Annotated in this window: 9 protein-coding genes and 1 CRISPR repeat array; of the genes, 7 read left to right on the top strand and 2 right to left on the bottom strand. The window is 39.3% G+C overall.

Going from position 1 to position 18,507, the window contains the following annotated elements:
* Positions 1-73 precede the first annotated feature (73 nt).
* Both cas13b and csx28 read left to right on the top strand, forming a co-directional pair.
* Positions 74-3,361, top strand: a complete 3,288-nt coding sequence (cas13b, locus tag D1J36_RS06385; RefSeq protein ID WP_154138034.1) for a type VI-B CRISPR-associated RNA-guided ribonuclease Cas13b — start codon at positions 74-76, stop codon at positions 3,359-3,361.
* 6 nt (positions 3,362-3,367) lie between these two features.
* A complete protein-coding gene (csx28, locus tag D1J36_RS06380) occupies positions 3,368-3,904 on the top strand; it encodes a type VI-B CRISPR accessory protein Csx28 (RefSeq protein WP_154138033.1) in 537 nt (178 codons plus the stop codon).
* Between the two features lie 2,464 nt (positions 3,905-6,368).
* Positions 6,369-6,669: a CRISPR direct-repeat array (repeat unit 36 nt; unit sequence GTTGGGACTACTCTCATTCTGAAGGGTATTCACAAC).
* Positions 6,670-7,274: 605 nt separating this feature from the next.
* Here csx28 and D1J36_RS06375 read toward each other — a convergent pair.
* Positions 7,275-7,994 carry a DNA-binding domain-containing protein gene (locus D1J36_RS06375; RefSeq protein ID WP_154138032.1) on the bottom strand — a complete coding sequence of 240 codons (720 nt, stop codon included), beginning with the start codon at positions 7,992-7,994 and terminating at the stop codon, positions 7,275-7,277.
* A gap of 29 nt (positions 7,995-8,023) precedes the next feature.
* On the bottom strand, positions 8,024-9,664 hold the full coding sequence (locus D1J36_RS06370) for a hypothetical protein (protein WP_252339349.1): 1,641 nt from the start codon (positions 9,662-9,664) through the stop codon (positions 8,024-8,026).
* Between the two features lie 694 nt (positions 9,665-10,358).
* On the opposite strand from D1J36_RS06370, the gene D1J36_RS06365 reads away from it, so the two are divergent.
* The 5 genes from D1J36_RS06365 to D1J36_RS06345 all read left to right on the top strand — a co-directional run bounded on the left by D1J36_RS06365 (position 10,359) and on the right by D1J36_RS06345 (position 18,280).
* On the top strand, positions 10,359-11,522 hold the full coding sequence (locus D1J36_RS06365; RefSeq protein WP_154138031.1) for a homogentisate 1,2-dioxygenase: 1,164 nt from the start codon (positions 10,359-10,361) through the stop codon (positions 11,520-11,522).
* Positions 11,523-11,549: 27 nt separating this feature from the next.
* Positions 11,550-12,830: an acetyl-CoA hydrolase/transferase family protein gene (locus D1J36_RS06360; RefSeq protein ID WP_014937397.1), complete on the top strand. Its 1,281-nt coding sequence runs from the start codon at positions 11,550-11,552 to the stop codon at positions 12,828-12,830.
* Positions 12,831-12,993: 163 nt separating this feature from the next.
* Positions 12,994-14,442, top strand: a complete 1,449-nt coding sequence (asnS, locus tag D1J36_RS06355) for an asparagine--tRNA ligase (RefSeq protein ID WP_052910182.1) — start codon at positions 12,994-12,996, stop codon at positions 14,440-14,442.
* Between the two features lie 2 nt (positions 14,443-14,444).
* Positions 14,445-15,914, top strand: coding sequence for an RNA polymerase factor sigma-54 (rpoN, locus tag D1J36_RS06350; RefSeq protein ID WP_064971138.1), 1,470 nt, complete (start codon positions 14,445-14,447; stop codon positions 15,912-15,914).
* Positions 15,915-16,162: 248 nt separating this feature from the next.
* Positions 16,163-18,280: a TonB-dependent receptor gene (locus D1J36_RS06345; protein WP_154138030.1), complete on the top strand. Its 2,118-nt coding sequence runs from the start codon at positions 16,163-16,165 to the stop codon at positions 18,278-18,280.
* Positions 18,281-18,507 lie beyond the last annotated feature (227 nt).

The following is an 18,507-nucleotide window of genomic DNA, read 5'->3' as shown; positions in this document are numbered from 1 at the left end:
GCGATGAGATATATTAACCACAATAGAAGTTTTGAAAAAAAATAATTAACTTTAGGCAACTAAATAGATAACTATGGAAAAACCTTTACTACCGAATGTTTACACACTGAAACACAAGTTCTTTTGGGGAGCTTTCCTTAACATTGCGAGGCATAATGCTTTTATCACCATCTGCCATATCAACGAACAGTTGGGGCTTAAGACCCCTTCAAATGATGACAAAATCGCAGATGTTGTCTGTGGGACATGGAATAATATACTCAACAACGACCACGATTTACTCAAGAAGAGCCAACTAACGGAACTTATCCTAAAACACTTCCCGTTCCTGACGGCAATGTGCTACCACCCTCCTAAAAAAGAGGGAAAAAAGAAGGGGCACCAAAAAGAGCAGCAGAAAGAGAAAGAAAATGAAGCCCAATCTCAAACCGAGGCTCTTAATCCAAGCGAATTGATTAAGGCATTGAAAACCCTTGTAAAGCAACTCCGCAATCTTAGGAACTACTACAGCCACCACAGCCACAAAAAACTCGATGCAGAAAAAGATATTTTTAAACATCTTTACAAAGCCTTTGACGCTTCTTTACGAATGGTAAAAGAGGACTACAAAGTCCACTTTACCGTCAACCTCACTCGGGACTTTGCCCATCTAAACAGAAAAGGTAAGAACAAGCAAGACAACCCTGACTTCAACCGCTACCGCTTCGAAAAAGACGGCTTTTTTACAGAATCAGGGCTATTGTTTTTCACTAATCTATTTTTGGACAAACGCGATGCCTACTGGATGCTGAAAAAAGTCAGTGGTTTTAAATCCAGTCATAAACAAAGCGAAAAAATGACCACCGAAGTGTTTTGCAGAAGCCGCATACTCCTTCCTAAACTAAGGTTAGAGAGCCGATACGACCATAACCAAATGCTCTTGGATATGCTTTCTGAACTGAGCCGTTGCCCTAAACTGCTCTATGAAAAACTCTCCGAAGAGAATAAAAAACATTTTCAGGTAGAAGCTGATGGCTTTTTGGACGAAATTGAGGAAGAACAAAACCCTTTTAAAGATACCTTGATCAGGCATCAAGACCGTTTTCCTTATTTTGCTCTACGCTATTTAGACCTCAATGAGTCTTTTAAGTCCATAAGGTTTCAAGTGGATTTAGGCACTTACCATTACTGTATTTACGACAAGAAAATAGGCGATGAACAAGAGAAACGCCACCTGACCCGAACCCTATTGAGCTTCGGTAGGCTACAAGATTTCACAGAGATAAACCGTCCCCAAGAGTGGAAGGCTCTCACCAAAGACCTCGACTATAAAGAGACTTCCAATCAACCATTTATTAGTAAAACCACTCCGCACTACCATATTACCGATAACAAAATCGGCTTCCGCTTAAGAACTTCTAAAGAGTTGTACCCTTCGTTGGAGGTAAAAGACGGTGCCAACCGCATAGCCAAATATCCCTATAATTCCGATTTTGTGGCTCATGCTTTTATCAGTGTCCACGAATTATTACCGCTGATGTTCTACCAGCATTTAACTGGTAAATCGGAAGACTTGTTGAAGGAAACCGTTAGACATATCCAAAGGATTTACAAAGACTTTGAAGAAGAACGCATCAACACGATTGAAGATTTAGAAAAAGCCAACCAAGGTCGCCTTCCTTTAGGAGCCTTTCCAAAACAAATGTTGGGCTTACTACAAAACAAACAACCCGACCTTTCGGAAAAAGCCAAAATCAAAATAGAAAAACTAATAGCCGAAACTAAGCTGCTCTCCCATCGCCTCAACACCAAACTAAAAAGCTCTCCAAAGCTCGGAAAGAGACGAGAAAAGCTCATCAAGACAGGCGTATTGGCTGATTGGCTGGTGAAAGACTTTATGCGATTTCAGCCTGTGGCTTACGATGTTCAAAATCAACCTATAGAGAGCAGTAAAGCCAACAGCACAGAATTTCAGCTTATCCAAAGAGCATTAGCCTTGTACGGAGGCGAAAAGAACCGATTAGAAGGCTACTTTAAACAAACCAACCTCATCGGAAATACCAACCCGCATCCGTTCCTAAATAAATTCAATTGGAAAGCGTGCAGAAATTTGGTGGACTTTTACCAACAGTATCTGGAACAAAGAGAAAAATTCTTAGAAGCTATCAAAAACCAACCTTGGGAACCATACCAGTACTGTCTACTTCTTAAAATACCGAAAGAGAATAGAAAAAATCTGGTTAAAGGTTGGGAACAAGGGGGCATTAGCCTGCCAAGAGGACTGTTTACCGAAGCGATTAGAGAGACCCTTTCGGAAGACCTCACGCTATCCAAACCTATTAGAAAGGAGATTAAAAAACACGGCAGAGTGGGCTTTATCTCCAGAGCCATTACGCTGTACTTTAAGGAAAAGTACCAAGACGACCACCAGAGTTTTTACGACCTTCCGTACAAGTTAGAAGCCAAGGCATCGCCGCTACCGAAGAAAGACCACTACGAATATTGGCAGCAGAACAAACCCCAAAGCCCTACGGAGTCGCAGAGGCTGGAGTTGCATACCTCTGACCGATGGAAAGACTACCTCCTCTACAAACGCTGGCAACATTTGGAGAAGAAACTTAGGCTCTACAGAAACCAAGATATTATGCTTTGGCTGATGACCTTAGAGCTGACAAAAAATCACTTTAAAGAACTGAAACTGAACGACCACCAGCTCAAACTAAAGAACTTGGAGGTCAATGTTCAGGAAGCAGACGCCAAGCTCAATCCGCTGAACCAAACCTTGCCTATGGTATTGCCTGTAAAAGTCTATCCTGCCACTGCATTGGGGGAAGTACAATACCAAGAAACACCGATAAGAACCGTCTATATCCGAGAAGAGCAGACCAAAGCCCTTAAAATGGGGAACTTTAAAGCCTTGGTAAAAGACCGCCGTCTTAACGGTTTGTTTAGTTTTATCAAAGAGGAGAACGACACCCAAAAGCACCCGATTAGTCAGCTCAGACTAAGACGGGAGTTGGAGATTTACCAATCGCTAAGGGTAGATGCCTTTAAAGAAACCTTAGACTTGGAAGAGAAACTACTGAAGAAACATACCAGCCTCTCCAGTTTAGAGAATAAGTTCCGAATATTGTTAGAAGAATGGAAGAAAGAGTATGCTACTTCCTCCAAGGTTACGGACGAGCATATCGCCTTTATCGCCTCGGTACGCAATGCCTTCTGTCATAACCAATACCCTTTTTACAAGGAAGCCCTCCACGCTCCTATTCCGCTCTTTACGGTTGCCCAGCCAACCACCGAAGAAAAAGACGGCTTAGGCATTGCCGAAGCGTTGCTAAGAGTCTTGCGTGAATATTGCGAAATTGTTAAATCTCAAATTTAGAATAGTATGTATTGGATATTAGAAGTTTTAAAAATAGTAACCCCTACCATTGCCGTCATTGTGTCTGCCATTGTATCTACCATTGTGTTGTCCCGTAAGATTAGGCAAGAGCTTAAGGGCAACATTGAACGCCAAAAGTACGAGGACATACTCCATGCCCATAAGCAGATGTACCGTCTGCTGGCGTATATGACCGACCAAGACAACCCCAAAAACCTCTTAAAATGGGAAGTTCCCAAAGGGCAAAAGCATAAAATTCATTATATTAACCGAGCCAATGCCCAAGCCTTTCTAAGGGAACTCCCAGAGCTATTTTATGGGGAGGGCTGTGGGCTCTTCTTATCTGAAGAAGTCACCAAAAAGTTTTTTGAGTACCGTAGTATCGTTTATAAGCTCCTACTTGCAGAGCAAAACAGCACCGAGGCGGAGTTCCGACTAAAAAACGAAGAGGTAGCTACCAGAATGAAGGAGCTGCATCAGAAGTTGAGCCAAAGCATTAGGCAATGCCTAAAAATAGAACAACGCGATTTAAAAGCGTTGTAAAGAAAAGCGTTCTTTGAAACACCGAGATAAAACAAGCACCAAAAAAAGACAATACCTTATCATAACGATAATGCACAGCATTTGAAGGGTATTCACAACTAACTGGTATTTGTTTGCATCTAATGATAAGTTGGGACTGCTCTCATTTTAGCTCACAGCTTTATTGTATTTTCAATGGAGTTCGTGAATGCGTAACATTTGAAGGGTATTCACAACTAGTTGGTATAGCTTTTTGCATAGAATAGCGTTGGGACTGCTCTCATTTTGAAGGGTATTCACAACTAGAAAACAATTTTTTAAAAAATTTCATAAGTTGGGACTGCTCTCATTTTGAAGGGTATTCACAACAACAGATTTCCATTTTTCTATGAAAGAGAAGTTGGGACTGCTCTCATTTTGAAGGGTATTCACAACTAATCTATAATAAAATATGTTGCACCAATAGTTGGGACTGCTCTCATTTTAGCTCACAGCTTTGTTGTATTTTCAATGGAGTTCGTGAATGCTTAACATTTGAAGGGTATTCACAACTATGACTACCATAAGGAGAAACTCCTTTTCGTTGGGACTGCTCTCATTTTAGCTCACAGCTTTGTTGTGTTTTCAGCGGAGTTCGTGAATGCGTAACATTTGAAGGGTATTCACAACCGTACTTAAACTCAGGGGCTATTTTCGTAAGTTGGGACTGCTCTCATTTTAGCTCACAGCTTTATTGTAGTTTCAATGGAGTTCGTGAATGCTTAAGCATTTGAAGGGTATTCACAACTGTTTCGCTTGCAAATCTTTGATTTGTCTGGTTGGGACTGCTCTCAGTTTACTCACGGCTTTGTTGTTGCTTTCAGCGGAGTTCGTGAATGCATAGCATTTGAAGGGTATTAACAACTCTCTTTATACTTAAACTCTACATCTATTAGTTGGGACTGCTCTCAGTTTAGCTCACAGCTTTGTTGTCGTTTTCAATGGAGTTCGTGAATGCATGACATTTGAAGGGTATTCACAACCGTACTTAAACTCAGGGGCTATTTTCGTAAGTTGGGACTGCTCTCATTTTACTCACAACTTTGTTGTATTTTCAATGGAGTTCGTGAATGCATAACATTTGAAGGGTATTCACAACCTTCCATTCTTTGGTGTCTTTTATGGTTAGGTTGGGACTGCTCTCAGTTTAGCTCACAGCTTTGTTGTATTTTCAGCGGAGTTCGTGAATGCATAGCTTTTGAAGGGTATTCACAACCAATTTCTAATAAACCCTTTTCTACTTTCTGTTGGGACGGCTCTCATTTTGAAGGGTATTCACAACATTTCGTCAGCCATTCGGTAACTCATAGAAGTTGGGACGGCTCTCATTTTGAAGGGTATTCACAACAATTGCTTTCACGGCACCAATGATTGCCGTGTTGGGACTGCTCTCACTTTGAAGGGTATTAACAACATCGTGGTTTAAGTAGCTAATGTTATATTGGTTGGGACTGCTCTCAGTTTACTCACGACTTTATTGTAGTTTCAGCGGAGTTCGTGAATGCGTAACATTTGAAGGGTATTCACAACTATTTCACAGCTTGAAATACGAAATACAGAGTTGGGACTGCTCTCATTTTAGCTCACGCTTCGTTGTTGTTTTCAGCGGAGTTCGTGAATGCATAGCATTTGAAGGGTATTAACAACCCAGATTTCTTTTTCTAGTCCCATGGTTATGTTGGGACTGCTCTCAGTTTAGCTCACAGCTTCGTTGTGTTTTCAGCGGAGTTCGTGAATGCGTAACTTTTGAAGGGTATTCACAACAGTGAACTTTAAATTGAAATGTAAACACTTGTTGGGACTGCTCTCATTTTGAAGGGTGTTCACAACTAACTTTTCTTTTAATTGTTTTGATATTCTGTTGGGACTGCTCTCAGTTTACTCACGGCTTCGTTGTTGTTTTCAGCAGAGTTCGTGAATGCATAACATTTGAAGGGTATTAACAACCCAGATTTCTTTTTCTAGTCCCATGGTTATGTTGGGACTGCTCTCAGTTTAGCTCACAACTTTGTTGTAGTTTTCAGCAGAGTTCGTGAATGCTTAACATTTGAAGGGTATTCACAACTACCTTTTGGTTTTCTGCGGAGGCTCTAAAGTTGGGACTGCTCTCAGTTTAGCTCACAGCTTTGTTGTTGTTTTCAGCGGAGTTCGTGAATGCATAGCATTTGAAGGATATTCACAACGAAAGTGCCTTGAACATTTCTGTTATTTTCGTTGGGACTGCTCTCAGTTTAGCTCACAGCTTCGTTGTCGTTTTCAGCAGAGTTCGTGAATGCATAACATTTGAAGGGTACTCACAACCTGAAACCCATGCATTACCGAAAACCCTTGGTTGGGACTGCTCTCATTTTGCTCACAGCTTTGTTGTGTTTTCAGCGGAGTTCGTGAATGCGTAACATTTGAAGGGTATTCACAACTATCTAAAGTAGCATCAATTAGTAAGAAAGGTTGGGACTACTCTCATTCTGAAGGGTATTCACAACTGTTCTTCTGCCCATTTCATTCGCTCTTTTGTTGGGACTACTCTCATTCTGAAGGGTATTCACAACAAGAGAAGACCTTTCAGGAAATGATGTAGCGTTGGGACTACTCTCATTCTGAAGGGTATTCACAACCCAGATTTCTTTTTCTAGTCCCATGGTTATGTTGGGACTGCTCCCATTCTGAAGGGTATTCACAACAATGGCTCAAAAGCCAGAAGAGGCACTGAAGTTGGGACTGCTCCCATTCTGAAGGGTATTCACAACAAAACCATGTATTCGCTGAAATTGGCGTCAGTTGGGACTGCTCTCATTTTAGCTCACAGCTTTGTTGTGTTTTCAGTGGAGTTTGTGAATGCACAGCATTTGAAGGGTATTCACAACACATTCCAGCCTATTTTGAAAGATGCCGAAGTTGGGACTGCTCTCAGTTTAGCTCACAGCTTTGTTGTATTTTCAGCAGAGTTCGTGAATGCGTAACATTTGAAGGGTATTCACAACATTTCAACAGTCTTTTATAATTATATTGTTGTTGGGACTGCTCTCAGTTTAGCTCACGGCTTTGTCGTTGCTTTCAGCGGAGTTCGTGAATGCGTAATATTTGAAGAGTATTCACAACATAAGGGCATAAAAAAATCCCTGCTCTGTATGGTACAGAGCAGGGATTTTTGCTTTCTATTTATTCTATTACAGAAAAACACCTCACTTCCTTAATACAGACGAAGTCGGTTCCCTCGTACGAGGGAAGGCTCTTCTCCTTACCGAGAGAAGAGCCTTCGCCTTAGGCAGTGAAGTAGCTTCCTCTTATAAAGCGACCACCCTTCCTTAGTGATAAGGAAGGGCGGTCTTTATTTAGAAGTGCCAAAAACACACTACACAATAGTAATAGGTGTGCTTAGTGTTTCGGTGCGAGGTTCTTTCAGTAAGGTGGTGCCTTTACTGCTTTGCGTGGTGATGCTTAGCTCGTAGTTACCCGCCTCCAAATCCGAAGGCACAAGGATAAGCAACCTTGACGGCTCATTAAGGACAATATGCTCTGCTGAGAGCTTTACCTCGTTTTGGTTGTCTAAGTTTTTGAAGACGATGCCATTTTTAGGGTCATTGCCGTCTATTTTAATGTAAGTGCCTTTGATTTCGGCGTTTTTACCTTTGGTTAGGGTGCCGTCTGCTTTGCCTGTGGCTTTGTCGGTGATGCTGAACACGCTCATTGGGCTGGACTGCTCACCTAGTATTTCTACTTTGGTATCGTTGGCGGCTTTTCTTAGGTCGGTGCCTTGGTTTACATTGACATAAACGGAGTGTTTCTCCTTATCCCAAGTCTTGTCGTAGAATACGCCCTTAATCGCAGGACGCATATACACCAGTCCAGTATTTACGCTATACCCATTGAGTACCAACTCTGAGGCTTTGCGGTTAAAACGAGTGATAATATCTACTGCGGTTTCCGTTTTTATCTCCATACCCTCTTTTTTAAGGGCTTCTATGATTTCTGTAATGCCAAGGCTACCACCTAGAAGTGGCACGGCTACAAAATCGTTAGGGTCATCTTTGGTCAATAGATTGGGACGCAACCACGCTTTTAAAGTATTCATAATGTTTGTATTTTTTAGATGATTAAATGTTAAGGTTTTATCACAACAGCTGAAAACCCTAATAGTACTTTATAAACTTTTCCTAAATAATCTGTAACCTTAATCACAGGCATAGCTGGTTCACCACCACCCATTCCCCATGTTGCCCCACTAGGACTAATAGTTTTACCCATGTTAAAAAGACCCGTTGTACCTCCCTGTACATAGCCATTTATATAAGAATCTCCACCACTGGTTGAAGAAGAATGTGCAATACCTTGATACATCCAAACATAAGTAATTGTTGAATCAAAAGGAGCATGTAAACGGTCTATACAAATTGCGTTACCCTGAGAGAAAATTATTTGTTGACCAACATTAGAAATAGAACACACATAATCTTTTCCCCCATTTGAATTAATATCTAAAGTATTAGAGGGAGCCCATATAGTACCATCCCACTTGAGTACTTGACCTGAAGTAGGTGTAGTTGTTGCTACAGGCTTACCTTGGATTCGGTTTACTGTAACGCTATTACTATTTTGTGTAGAAGTTATATCACCAGTAAGTGCCGCTCTTTCAAAAGAGGAGCCATTAAGAACTACAGATGCAGAACCCTTATAGGAAGTCGCACTTTTTACCCACTTAGCACCATTCCAAAAATAGAAACCATTTTCAGTAATGTCTGCTACACTTGCATCTGCAGGACTTGTTAAATTTAAGCTGTTTATATAAATCATCGTAGATTCTTCAATAGAGGTATTCCCAGCCATTTTTAGGGCTTTTTCTTTATCCACTCTTGGAATCAAAAGTCCCTCTACTTTATTACTAGTATTATCAGTATTACCGTTAATATCTAGAGTAGCCTTGGGATTTGACTTATTAATCCCTAGAGTTCCTTTTGTTAGATTAATAAGAATTGGAAGTTTTGAGTCAGGTAAAGTTGTTATGCCCGAAGGAGAGTTTCGAATAGAAAAAAGGTAATCACCATCGGATTTAGAAGCTATAATACGAATGTTTGAATCACTTTCTAGAGCATCTTTAAAATCAACATACCCAAATATTTCAGGTGCCCATGTTTTATTTCCTCTATATAACTCTAAGCCACCATCACTAGTAAGTTCAGAAAAAGAGATAACTTCCTTATCTTTATTATATTCTGTTGCTTTTACTTTTCCTCCAAAGGTATTAAGGGCTGTTTTATGTGAATACGCAATAATTGTTTTTTGGGGTAACGAACGAGTTAAAGCAACAGCTTCTTCTTGTATATCATGACCTGATGGACTTGTATAGTTTCCATTTCCTATATAAGTCCACTCATTTCCAATAGTACTTCCTACACTTTTTAGCCACTTAGTACCATTCCAAAAATAATAACCATTTTCAGTAATGTCTGCTACTTTAGCATCTACTGGTGTGGTGGTATAATCGCTTAAATTGTTTACATAGATAAGGGTAGATTCTTTAATACTGCTATTATTTCCCATTTGTAAAGCCTTATTCTTACTTACATTAGGAATAATCAGTCCCTCCAGAGTATCAGTAGTGTTGGTAGATTTTCCCTTAATTTCCATAGTGGCATTAGGTTTATCGGTATTAATTCCTACTTTACCACTGTAATCTTGCCCATAAACTGCTAGGCTTAAGCCTAAAAAAGCGAGTACACTTAGTTTGGTTGTTTTTGTTTTCATAATATTTAATTTTAGAATTGTTGATATTTAATTGTTTAAGATTATAGAGGTTAGATATTGGATATTAGAGGTTGAAGGTTCGGTTTAAGGGTTGAGAGGCTGTACTAAGTACTAAGTTCTAAACTCTCATATCTCACCTCTAACCTAAAAAAACGCCTCCCCCCTCTCAACACACACAAAACGAGGAGGAAGGCTAAAACAGAAAGAGCAGAATGCTCCCTCTGAACACTAAAAGCACCCAACAAGAACGACCATGTTATGAGATAAAACAATAGTGCTTTTAGTAAGTATTGATGAAAGCTAAATTTAGAATGGTGTAAACGCAAAAAGCCCCCAACAAAAGTTGGTGGAACGATATTTTGGTTTAACGATAAAAATCTGAAGAATTTACTAAATAATCGAACGCATACCCACGAAACTATCTGTGTGTGTGTGTGTGTGTGTGTGTGTGTGTGTTTACACAATTATCTGAAACTACCAAATAATTAGAGTACTTTTTTACACTTATTTGTATATTACTGATATAGCGTGTCATAAAACTAGGGCAAACTTATAACCTTTTGCAGAAGTGTGCAAATTTTTACAAAAGTTTTTGGTCTTAGCTTAAGTATTATCTTCTGATTTTACCACCTAAAAACGCATTTGGTTTCACTAATTTTGCGTATTTTTGGAGTAAATTCTGAAAATAGTAGAAATGAGATACATCAAGCTAGGAGACATTCCACAAAAAAGACACACCGTTTTTAAATCTAAGGAAGGGCAGTTTTATTACGAACAGCTTTTTGGTACAGAAGGGTTTCATGGGATAGCTTCTTTATTATACCATATCCACAGACCCACTCAAATTAAATCTATAGGAGCCCCTAAAGATGTAACACCCAAAATAGCGGTAGAGAAAAACATTGCCCCTAGAATGTTTAAGGGTATGAATGTAACTCCCGAAAAAGATTTCCTAGACAGTAGAAAGGTATTACTCCTTAATAACGATCTTAAAATGGGACTTACCAAGCCCCAACAGTCGATGGACTATTTCTACAAAAATGCAGAGTGCGACGAGCTGTTGTTTGTGCATCAAGGTAAAGGGGTGCTTAAAACCTTTGTAGGGAATTTAGATTTTTCCGTAGGCGACTACCTTATTATCCCTAGAGGGACGATTTACCAAATCTCTTTCGAAACAGAAGACACGGTACTCTTCTTTTTAGAAAGCCACTCTCCTATCTATACGCCTAAACGCTACCGTAATGAGTTTGGGCAGTTGCTGGAACATTCGCCGTTCTGCGAGAGAGACATCATAGCCCCTACTTTTGTACCGCCTATAGATGAGAAAGGAGACTTCCTTATTAAAGTAAAGAAAGAAAATCACATTACCGATTTTATCTATGCCACACACCCGTTTGATGTGGTAGGTTGGGACGGCTATTTTTATCCGTATAAGTTCAACATCAAAAACTTTGAACCTATCACAGGGCGTATCCACCAGCCGCCACCAGTACACCAAAACTTTGAAGGACATAACTTTGTGGTTTGCTCTTTTGTGGCAAGGCTTTACGACTACCACCCAGACGCCATACCTGCTCCTTACAACCACTCTAACATCGATAGCGATGAGGTACTCTTCTACACCGAAGGCGACTTTATGAGTAGAAACCATATTGATTTAATGGATTTCACTCTACACCCAGGTGGTATAGTGCACGGGCCTCACCCTGGAGCTATGGAACGAAGTATCGGTAAAAAATCCACCGAAGAGTACGCTGTAATGGTGGACCCATTCCGTCCGCTTAAGATTACAGAGGAAGCTATTAAAGTAGAAGACACCAGCTACAAAACTAGCTGGCTAGAAGATGAAAATAACTAAAGTTTAAACTAAAAAATATAATATACAATGCATCATTATGTATCAGCCGAAGAGGCTATATCTATCGTTAAAAGTGGCGACCGTGTATTTTTGCACGGTAGTGCCTGTACCCCCAATGTTCTTATAGATGAAATGGCAAGACAAGCCGATAGGCTTAGAAATGTAGAGGTGGTTTCCATCACCCAACAAGGGAATATGGAAATTGCAAAGCCACAGTACAAAGACAGCTTCTACATTAAGTCTTTATTCGTATCTACGCCAGTAAGAGAAGCGGTAAATTGCGGGAGAGGAGATTTCGTTCCTGTGTTCTTGAGTGAAATTCCGTTGTTGTTCAAAAATAAGGTACTTCCGCTAGATGTGGCTATCGTTACGGTATCGCCTCCTGATGTGCACGGCTACTGTACTTTAGGGACTTCTATAGATGTGGCTAGAAGTGCCATAGATAGTGCCAAGAGCATTATTGCAGTGGTAAACCCTAAAATGCCAAGAACCCACGGAGATGGTATGATACATGTACAAAGGATAGACAAAATGATTTGGCACGAAGAGGAGCTTTTAACCATAGACTATGGCTCTAAAGTAACCGATGTAGAACGCCAAATAGGAAAGAATGTTGCCGAGCTTATAGACGACAGATCTACCCTACAAATGGGGATAGGTACTATCCCAGATGCGGTATTACAGTGCCTTACCAATCATAAAGATTTAGGGATACATACAGAAATGTTGAGTGATGGGGTGATAGATTTAATTAAGAATGATGTCATCAATAACAAATACAAAGGAGCTCACGAGAACCGCACCATTACAAGTTTCTGTTTCGGTACTAAAAGATTGTATGATTTCATCAATGACAATCCGTCTATTGCGTTCTTAGATGTATTAAAGGTAAACCACCCTATCGAAATTATGAAGAACCAAAAAATGACGGCGATTAACTCTGCCATAGAGGTAGATTTAACAGGGCAAGTTTGTGCCGACTCTATTGGGACTTACCAATTCAGTGGTATTGGTGGACAGATGGACTTTATGAGAGGAGCGGCTCTAAGTGAAGGTGGTAAGCCTATCATCGCTATTTCTTCTCGTACTAAAAAAGGTGTTCCGAGAATTGTTCCTCTACTAAAACCAGGGGCTGGTGTGGTAACTACAAGAGGGCATATCCACTATGTGATTACAGAATACGGTACAGCATATCTTTACGGAAAGAGCCTTAGAGAAAGAGCCAAAGCACTTATAGAAATAGCTCACCCTGATGATAGAGAAATGCTAGATAAAGCAGCATTTGAAAGATTCAAAGTAGAGTTGTAATAAACTCCGTTAAAAACGATACCAAAGCCTTCCCCACAAGACAAGGGAAGGCTTTTTATTATGAAAGTATTATCCTAATTTTCTAAATGGAGATTTGTCATTTTTAAACCCTCCTAGAATGAAACCTTTTTTTTATCTTTGCACCTAAACAGCATATTATACAATGGAAAAACAGACTATAAAAGATATTTTATCAAACTATAAAACTATTCTTCATCACGACATCACCATAGAAGGTTGGGTAAGAGCATTCCGTTCAAACAGGTTTATTGCACTTAACGACGGTTCTACACTTAACAACCTCCAAATCGTAGTAGATTTTGAGAAGTTTGATGATGAGATTATTAAAAATATCCACACCGCTTCATCGCTAAAAGTAACAGGCGAAGTGGTAGAAAGCCAAGGGGCTGGGCAGTCGGTAGAGATTATTGCTAAAAAAATAGAACTATTAGGAGAAAACCTATCCGAAGAATTACAATCTACCATACTTCAGCCTAAAAGACACACTCTAGAAAAGCTGAGAGAACAGGCACATCTTCGTTTCAGAACTAATCTTTTTGGTGCGGTGTTCCGTGTGAGAAGTGCCGTGAGTTTTGCCATTCACCAGTTCTTTAACCAAAACCAGTTTTTCTACATCAATACGCCTATCATTACGGGAGCTGATGCCGAAGGTGCTGGAGAAATGTTCGGTGTGAGCAACTTTGACCTTAATAAGGTTCCTAAAAACGAAGACGGAGAGGTAGATTATACACAAGATTTCTTTGGTAAGAAAACGAATCTTACGGTATCTGGACAGCTAGAAGCCGAGACCGCAGCAATGGGGCTTGGGAGAGTCTATACCTTTGGACCTACATTCCGTGCAGAAAACTCTAACACCACAAGACACTTAGCCGAATTCTGGATGGTAGAGCCTGAAGTGGCTTTCAATAATTTAGAAGACAACATAGATTTAGCAGAATCTTTCTTAAAATATGTTATCCAGTATGTACTAGACCATTGTAAAGATGATTTAGAGCTACTAGACAAACGCTTTGCTGAAGAGCAAAAACAAAAACCTGAAAAGGATAGAGCAAAAGAAGGTCTGATAGAAAAGCTAGAAAATGTAGTGAAAAAACGCTTTAAGCGTGTAAGCTATACAGAAGCGATAGAAATACTACTCAACTCTAAAGAAAATAAGAAAGGGAAGTTCCAGTTCCCTGTGGAAAAATGGGGAGCAGACCTCCAGTCGGAGCACGAGCGTTATCTCGTAGAGAAACATTTTGAATGTCCTGTAGTTTTATTTGATTATCCTAAAGAAATCAAAGCCTTTTATATGCGTCTTAACGAAGACCAAAAAACAGTGGCGGCAATGGACGTGCTTTTCCCTGGTATTGGAGAAATCATTGGAGGTTCACAGAGAGAAGAGCGTCTAGAGGTTCTAAAGCAAAAAATGGCAGATATGAATGTAGATGAACACGAATTATGGTGGTACCTAGATACTAGAAAATTCGGTTCTGTACCTCACGCTGGGTTTGGTTTAGGACTAGAAAGATTGGTGCTATTTGTAACTGGAATGACGAACATTCGTGATGTAATCCCATTCCCTAGAACACCTAAAAACGCTGAATTTTAATCATGCTAAAGCAAAATTTACAACTCAAACTAGGGCAGAAACTCGCTCCTCAACAAATACAGCTGATGAAACTGATACAGCTGCACACTCTTGATTTTGAAGAAGAGTTAGAAAGAGAGCTAGAGGAAAACCCTGCCTTGGAAAAGGTAGAAGAAGAAGCCGATTATGGTGAAGAATACTCAGAGTTAGACAAACTGAACGATGAGGATTCTGACAGCATAGAAACAGATTTTGATGTAAATGAATACTTGTTTGACGATGAACCGTCTTACAAAACAGCGTCTAGCAACTACTCTCCTGATGATGAAGAGTTTGACCAACAAAGTGTACTTACCGAGGGACAAACCATCTATGACTATCTGATAGAACAAATTAGGCTAAGACACATCTCTGGAGAAGAGTTGGTAATCGCTGAATACCTTATTGGGAACTTAGATAATGATGGATACATTCGTAGAGAGCTTAAAGCTATTGTAGATGACTTAGCCTTCTCTCAAGGAATCTATACCACGGAAGAAAGAGTAGAAGAAATCCTCCTTAACAGAGTACAAAAACTTGACCCTCCAGGAGTAGGTGCTAGAGATTTACAGGAATGTTTGCTATTACAAATCCGTTCTAAACTGCAAACCGCACCTAACAAAAACACAGAACTCGCAGAGGAAATTCTTAAAACCCAGTTTGAAGCACTCACCAATAAGCATTACAAGAAAATAATGCAAAGGTTAGACTGCTCAGAGGAAGAGTTAAAAGAGGCTTTAGACGAAATAAGTAATCTTTCGCCTCGTTTGGGGGGTAACTTTGATACGCAAACCATTACCATCAACCAAGAGATTATCCCTGATTTTACTATTCAGGTTAAAGATAATAAGGTAACGCCCCTACTCAATAGCAAAAATGCACCACAACTAAGGGTTTCTAGTGAGTATCGTGATATTTTGGATACTTACTCCCACGATAAAGAGTCTAAAGACCACAAGCAAGCGGCGCTATTCATTAAACAAAAATTAGATGCGGCTAAGTGGTACATAGATGCCATCAACCAAAGGCAAAATACTTTAATGCAAACCATTTCTGCGATTGTAAAACTACAGCACGAGTATTTCTTAACGGGTGATGACAAATCCTTAAAACCAATGATTTTAAAAGATGTTGCAGACATTACAGGATTTGACATTTCTACCATTTCTAGAGTAGTCAAGAGTAAATATGCAGATACGCCAAACGGTATTGTACTACTTAAAGATTTATTTTCTGACAGCTTAACCAACGAAGATGGCGAGGAAGTTTCTACCAAGGAAATTAAAACTTTCTTACAAGAAGTGGTAGATAACGAGAACAAAAGAAAACCTTATACTGATGATGCCTTGGTTAAAATTCTTAAAGACAAAGGCTACAACATTGCTAGAAGAACCATAGCCAAATACAGAGACCAGCTAAATATCCCTGTTGCAAGGTTAAGGAAAGAATTATAAACCACATACAATCATCCTCTTAGCATACCACTAAGAGGATTTTTATTATGTATCTAATAGTTTATATTTTTTTGCTTATATTCGCAACCGAAAATAAAGGGGTGCTGTAATAGGCTGAGATTATACCCAATGAACCTAGAACAGGTAATGCTGTTTAGGGAAATTTCTCCCACGATTTGGGAGTACTGTATAATTATATAACCCCTTTTATTCCAACTAAATTTTAACCTCAAAAAATTTAATTAAGAATGAAAGGATTTGTTTTTTATGGACTTTTCGCAAGTTCCGTAGTTGGGGCACAACAAACCCCAAAAGACTCCACAAAGACCACAGAAGTGGCAGAAGTAACTTTTACCAAAAGGCTTCCTATCTCCAAAGACATCATCAATGTAGAAAAAGAATTAGGTGCTAAAAACTTGGGACAAGATTTACCTATTTTACTGAAGAATCAAATGTCCGTAGTTTCTACCTCCGATGCAGGTAATGGTGTAGGCTATACAGGTTTTAGAATTAGAGGTACGGCAGGCACTTCTGTAAATGTGATGATGAACGGCGTCCCATACAACGATTCTGAATCTCAAGGAACTTTTTTCGTTAATGTTCCAGACCTTACCAGCTCTGCTTCACAAATTGTGATACAAAGAGGAGTGGGAACTTCTTCTAATGGTGCGGCGGCATTTGGAGCTAGTGTTAATATCATTTCAAGAGAGCCAGAAGAACATTTTTATCTTCGTTCAGACAACAGTTATGGTTCATTCAACACCTACAAATATTCAGCGGAAATAGGCTCTGGTAAATTTTGGAATAATAGGCTTTCCGTTATGGGGAGATACACCATGATACATTCGGACGGTTACATAGACCGAGCATTTTCAGATTTAAACTCTTATAATTTCACTGCTCTTTTTGAAGAAGGAAAAACTAGATTAAGGCTTAAGATGTTTGGTGGAAAAGAACAAACTTATCATGCATGGAACGGCATCAATGCGAAGACGATGCAAGAAAACCGAAGATATAACCCATCTGGAGCTATATATAGTAAAGATTGGAGTCAAATAGTTGGATACTATGACAATGAAACCGACAACTACCAGCAAAACCACTATCAATTACTTTGGCAACAGAAACTTAATTCTAATTGGAATTTAGAAACCACACTCCACTACACTAAAGGAGCAGGCTATTACGAAAATTATAGACAAGACAATAAATTCTCTAGGTATAACCTTCCTAACATTTCCATCAACGGCAATGAAATCAGCCGAACCGATTTCATCAGAAAAAAATGGCTAGATAACGATTTTTATGGTATTGTATCTAATCTTTACGGTTCATTAGATAACCTAGACTTAAACTTCGGGTTGGTAGGAAATCAATACTACGGTTGGCACTTTGGTAATGTTACAGGCGTACAATTTACCAATATACACGAACACGAATATTACCGCAATCGTTCCTTGAAAAACGAAGTTTCAGGATTTGCTAAAGCCATTTTTAAACTCAATCAGTGGGAGATATTTGGAGATTTGCAACTAAGAAATATTGAATATGATACCAAAATCCTCACAGGGAAAGAAGATGGGTTAAACTTTAATAAAAACTGGTTATTCTTCAATCCAAAAGCAGGAATCAACTATCGTATTCCGAAAGGAAAAGTATTTCTTTCCTATGCCGTTGCTAATAGAGAGCCAAACAGAGCAGCACTTGTAAATAATCCTCAAACTGTATCAGAACGCCTCAATGACTGGGAATTTGGTATAGAAAAACAATGGGGTAGTTTTTCCCTCACCACCAATGCTTATTATATGCTTTATAAAAACCAGTTGGTACTTTCGGGGCTCATCAATGATGTAGGTGCATTTATTCCACAAAATGTAAAGAACAGCTATCGTTTAGGTCTAGAAATAGGCACTTCCACTCGAATTACAGAACAGCTCCACTTAACCGCCAATGCAACCATCAGTAGAAATAAAATTAAAGAACTAGACTCACAAAACGAAAAAGGAGAAAAAGTAGTTTTAAAAGACACAGATATTTCATTCTCTCCAAATATTATAGGAAATATCGGTTTAAATTACCAACTTAGTCCACAGTTTTTAGTAGGACTTACTCAACAATATATAGGGAAACAATATCTAGATAATACACAAAACATAAATTATAGTTTATCTGATTATTACTTAGCTGATGTAAATGTAAAATATAACTTAAAACTCAACAGAACCAATATAGATTTTAGCTTACTCGTAAATAACTTATTTAATAGGAAATACGCTAACAATGGTTATGTTTGGGCACCAGATGCCTACTTCTTCCCACAAGCGGGTACTAATTTTATGTTCGGAATGAACATTAAATTTCAGTAAGATTACATAATCCGCTAACAATTACAACTCGCTCCATTATTCTGTGGAGTGAGTTTTTTTTGGCGTGTCCCTTTGCCAATTCTAAAGCCCTAGCAAGGGTCGGTCTACGGGCAGTCGCTATCTTACAAAGCCCACACCTATCCCTTACACCTTTGTAAGATGAGCTCCAACAATGCCCTTCGCCCTCACGCAACATTACCTATCACAACACTCCAACAAAAAAAGCC

Origin of the sequence: Riemerella anatipestifer (genome assembly GCF_009670965.2) — a bacterium.
Classification (GTDB): Bacteria; Bacteroidota; Bacteroidia; order Flavobacteriales; family Weeksellaceae; genus Riemerella; species Riemerella anatipestifer_B.
The sequence above is the reverse complement of the archived record's forward strand: the minus strand, read 5'-3'. Positions and strand labels throughout refer to the sequence as shown.

Excerpts from the sequence above, each read along its gene's own strand:
- D1J36_RS06345 (WP_154138030.1), top strand. The coding sequence starts at position 16,163 with ATGAAAGGATTTGTTTTTTATGGACTTTTCGCAAGTTCCGTAGTTGGG.
- cas13b (WP_154138034.1), top strand. The coding sequence starts at position 74 with ATGGAAAAACCTTTACTACCGAATGTTTACACACTGAAACACAAGTTC.
- D1J36_RS06365 (WP_154138031.1), top strand. The coding sequence starts at position 10,359 with ATGAGATACATCAAGCTAGGAGACATTCCACAAAAAAGACACACCGTT.
- csx28 (WP_154138033.1), top strand. The coding sequence starts at position 3,368 with ATGTATTGGATATTAGAAGTTTTAAAAATAGTAACCCCTACCATTGCC.
- asnS (WP_052910182.1), top strand. The coding sequence starts at position 12,994 with ATGGAAAAACAGACTATAAAAGATATTTTATCAAACTATAAAACTATT.
- D1J36_RS06375 (WP_154138032.1), bottom strand. The coding sequence starts at position 7,994 with ATGAATACTTTAAAAGCGTGGTTGCGTCCCAATCTATTGACCAAAGAT.
- rpoN (WP_064971138.1), top strand. The coding sequence starts at position 14,445 with ATGCTAAAGCAAAATTTACAACTCAAACTAGGGCAGAAACTCGCTCCT.
- D1J36_RS06360 (WP_014937397.1), top strand. The coding sequence starts at position 11,550 with ATGCATCATTATGTATCAGCCGAAGAGGCTATATCTATCGTTAAAAGT.
- D1J36_RS06370 (WP_252339349.1), bottom strand. The coding sequence starts at position 9,664 with ATGAAAACAAAAACAACCAAACTAAGTGTACTCGCTTTTTTAGGCTTA.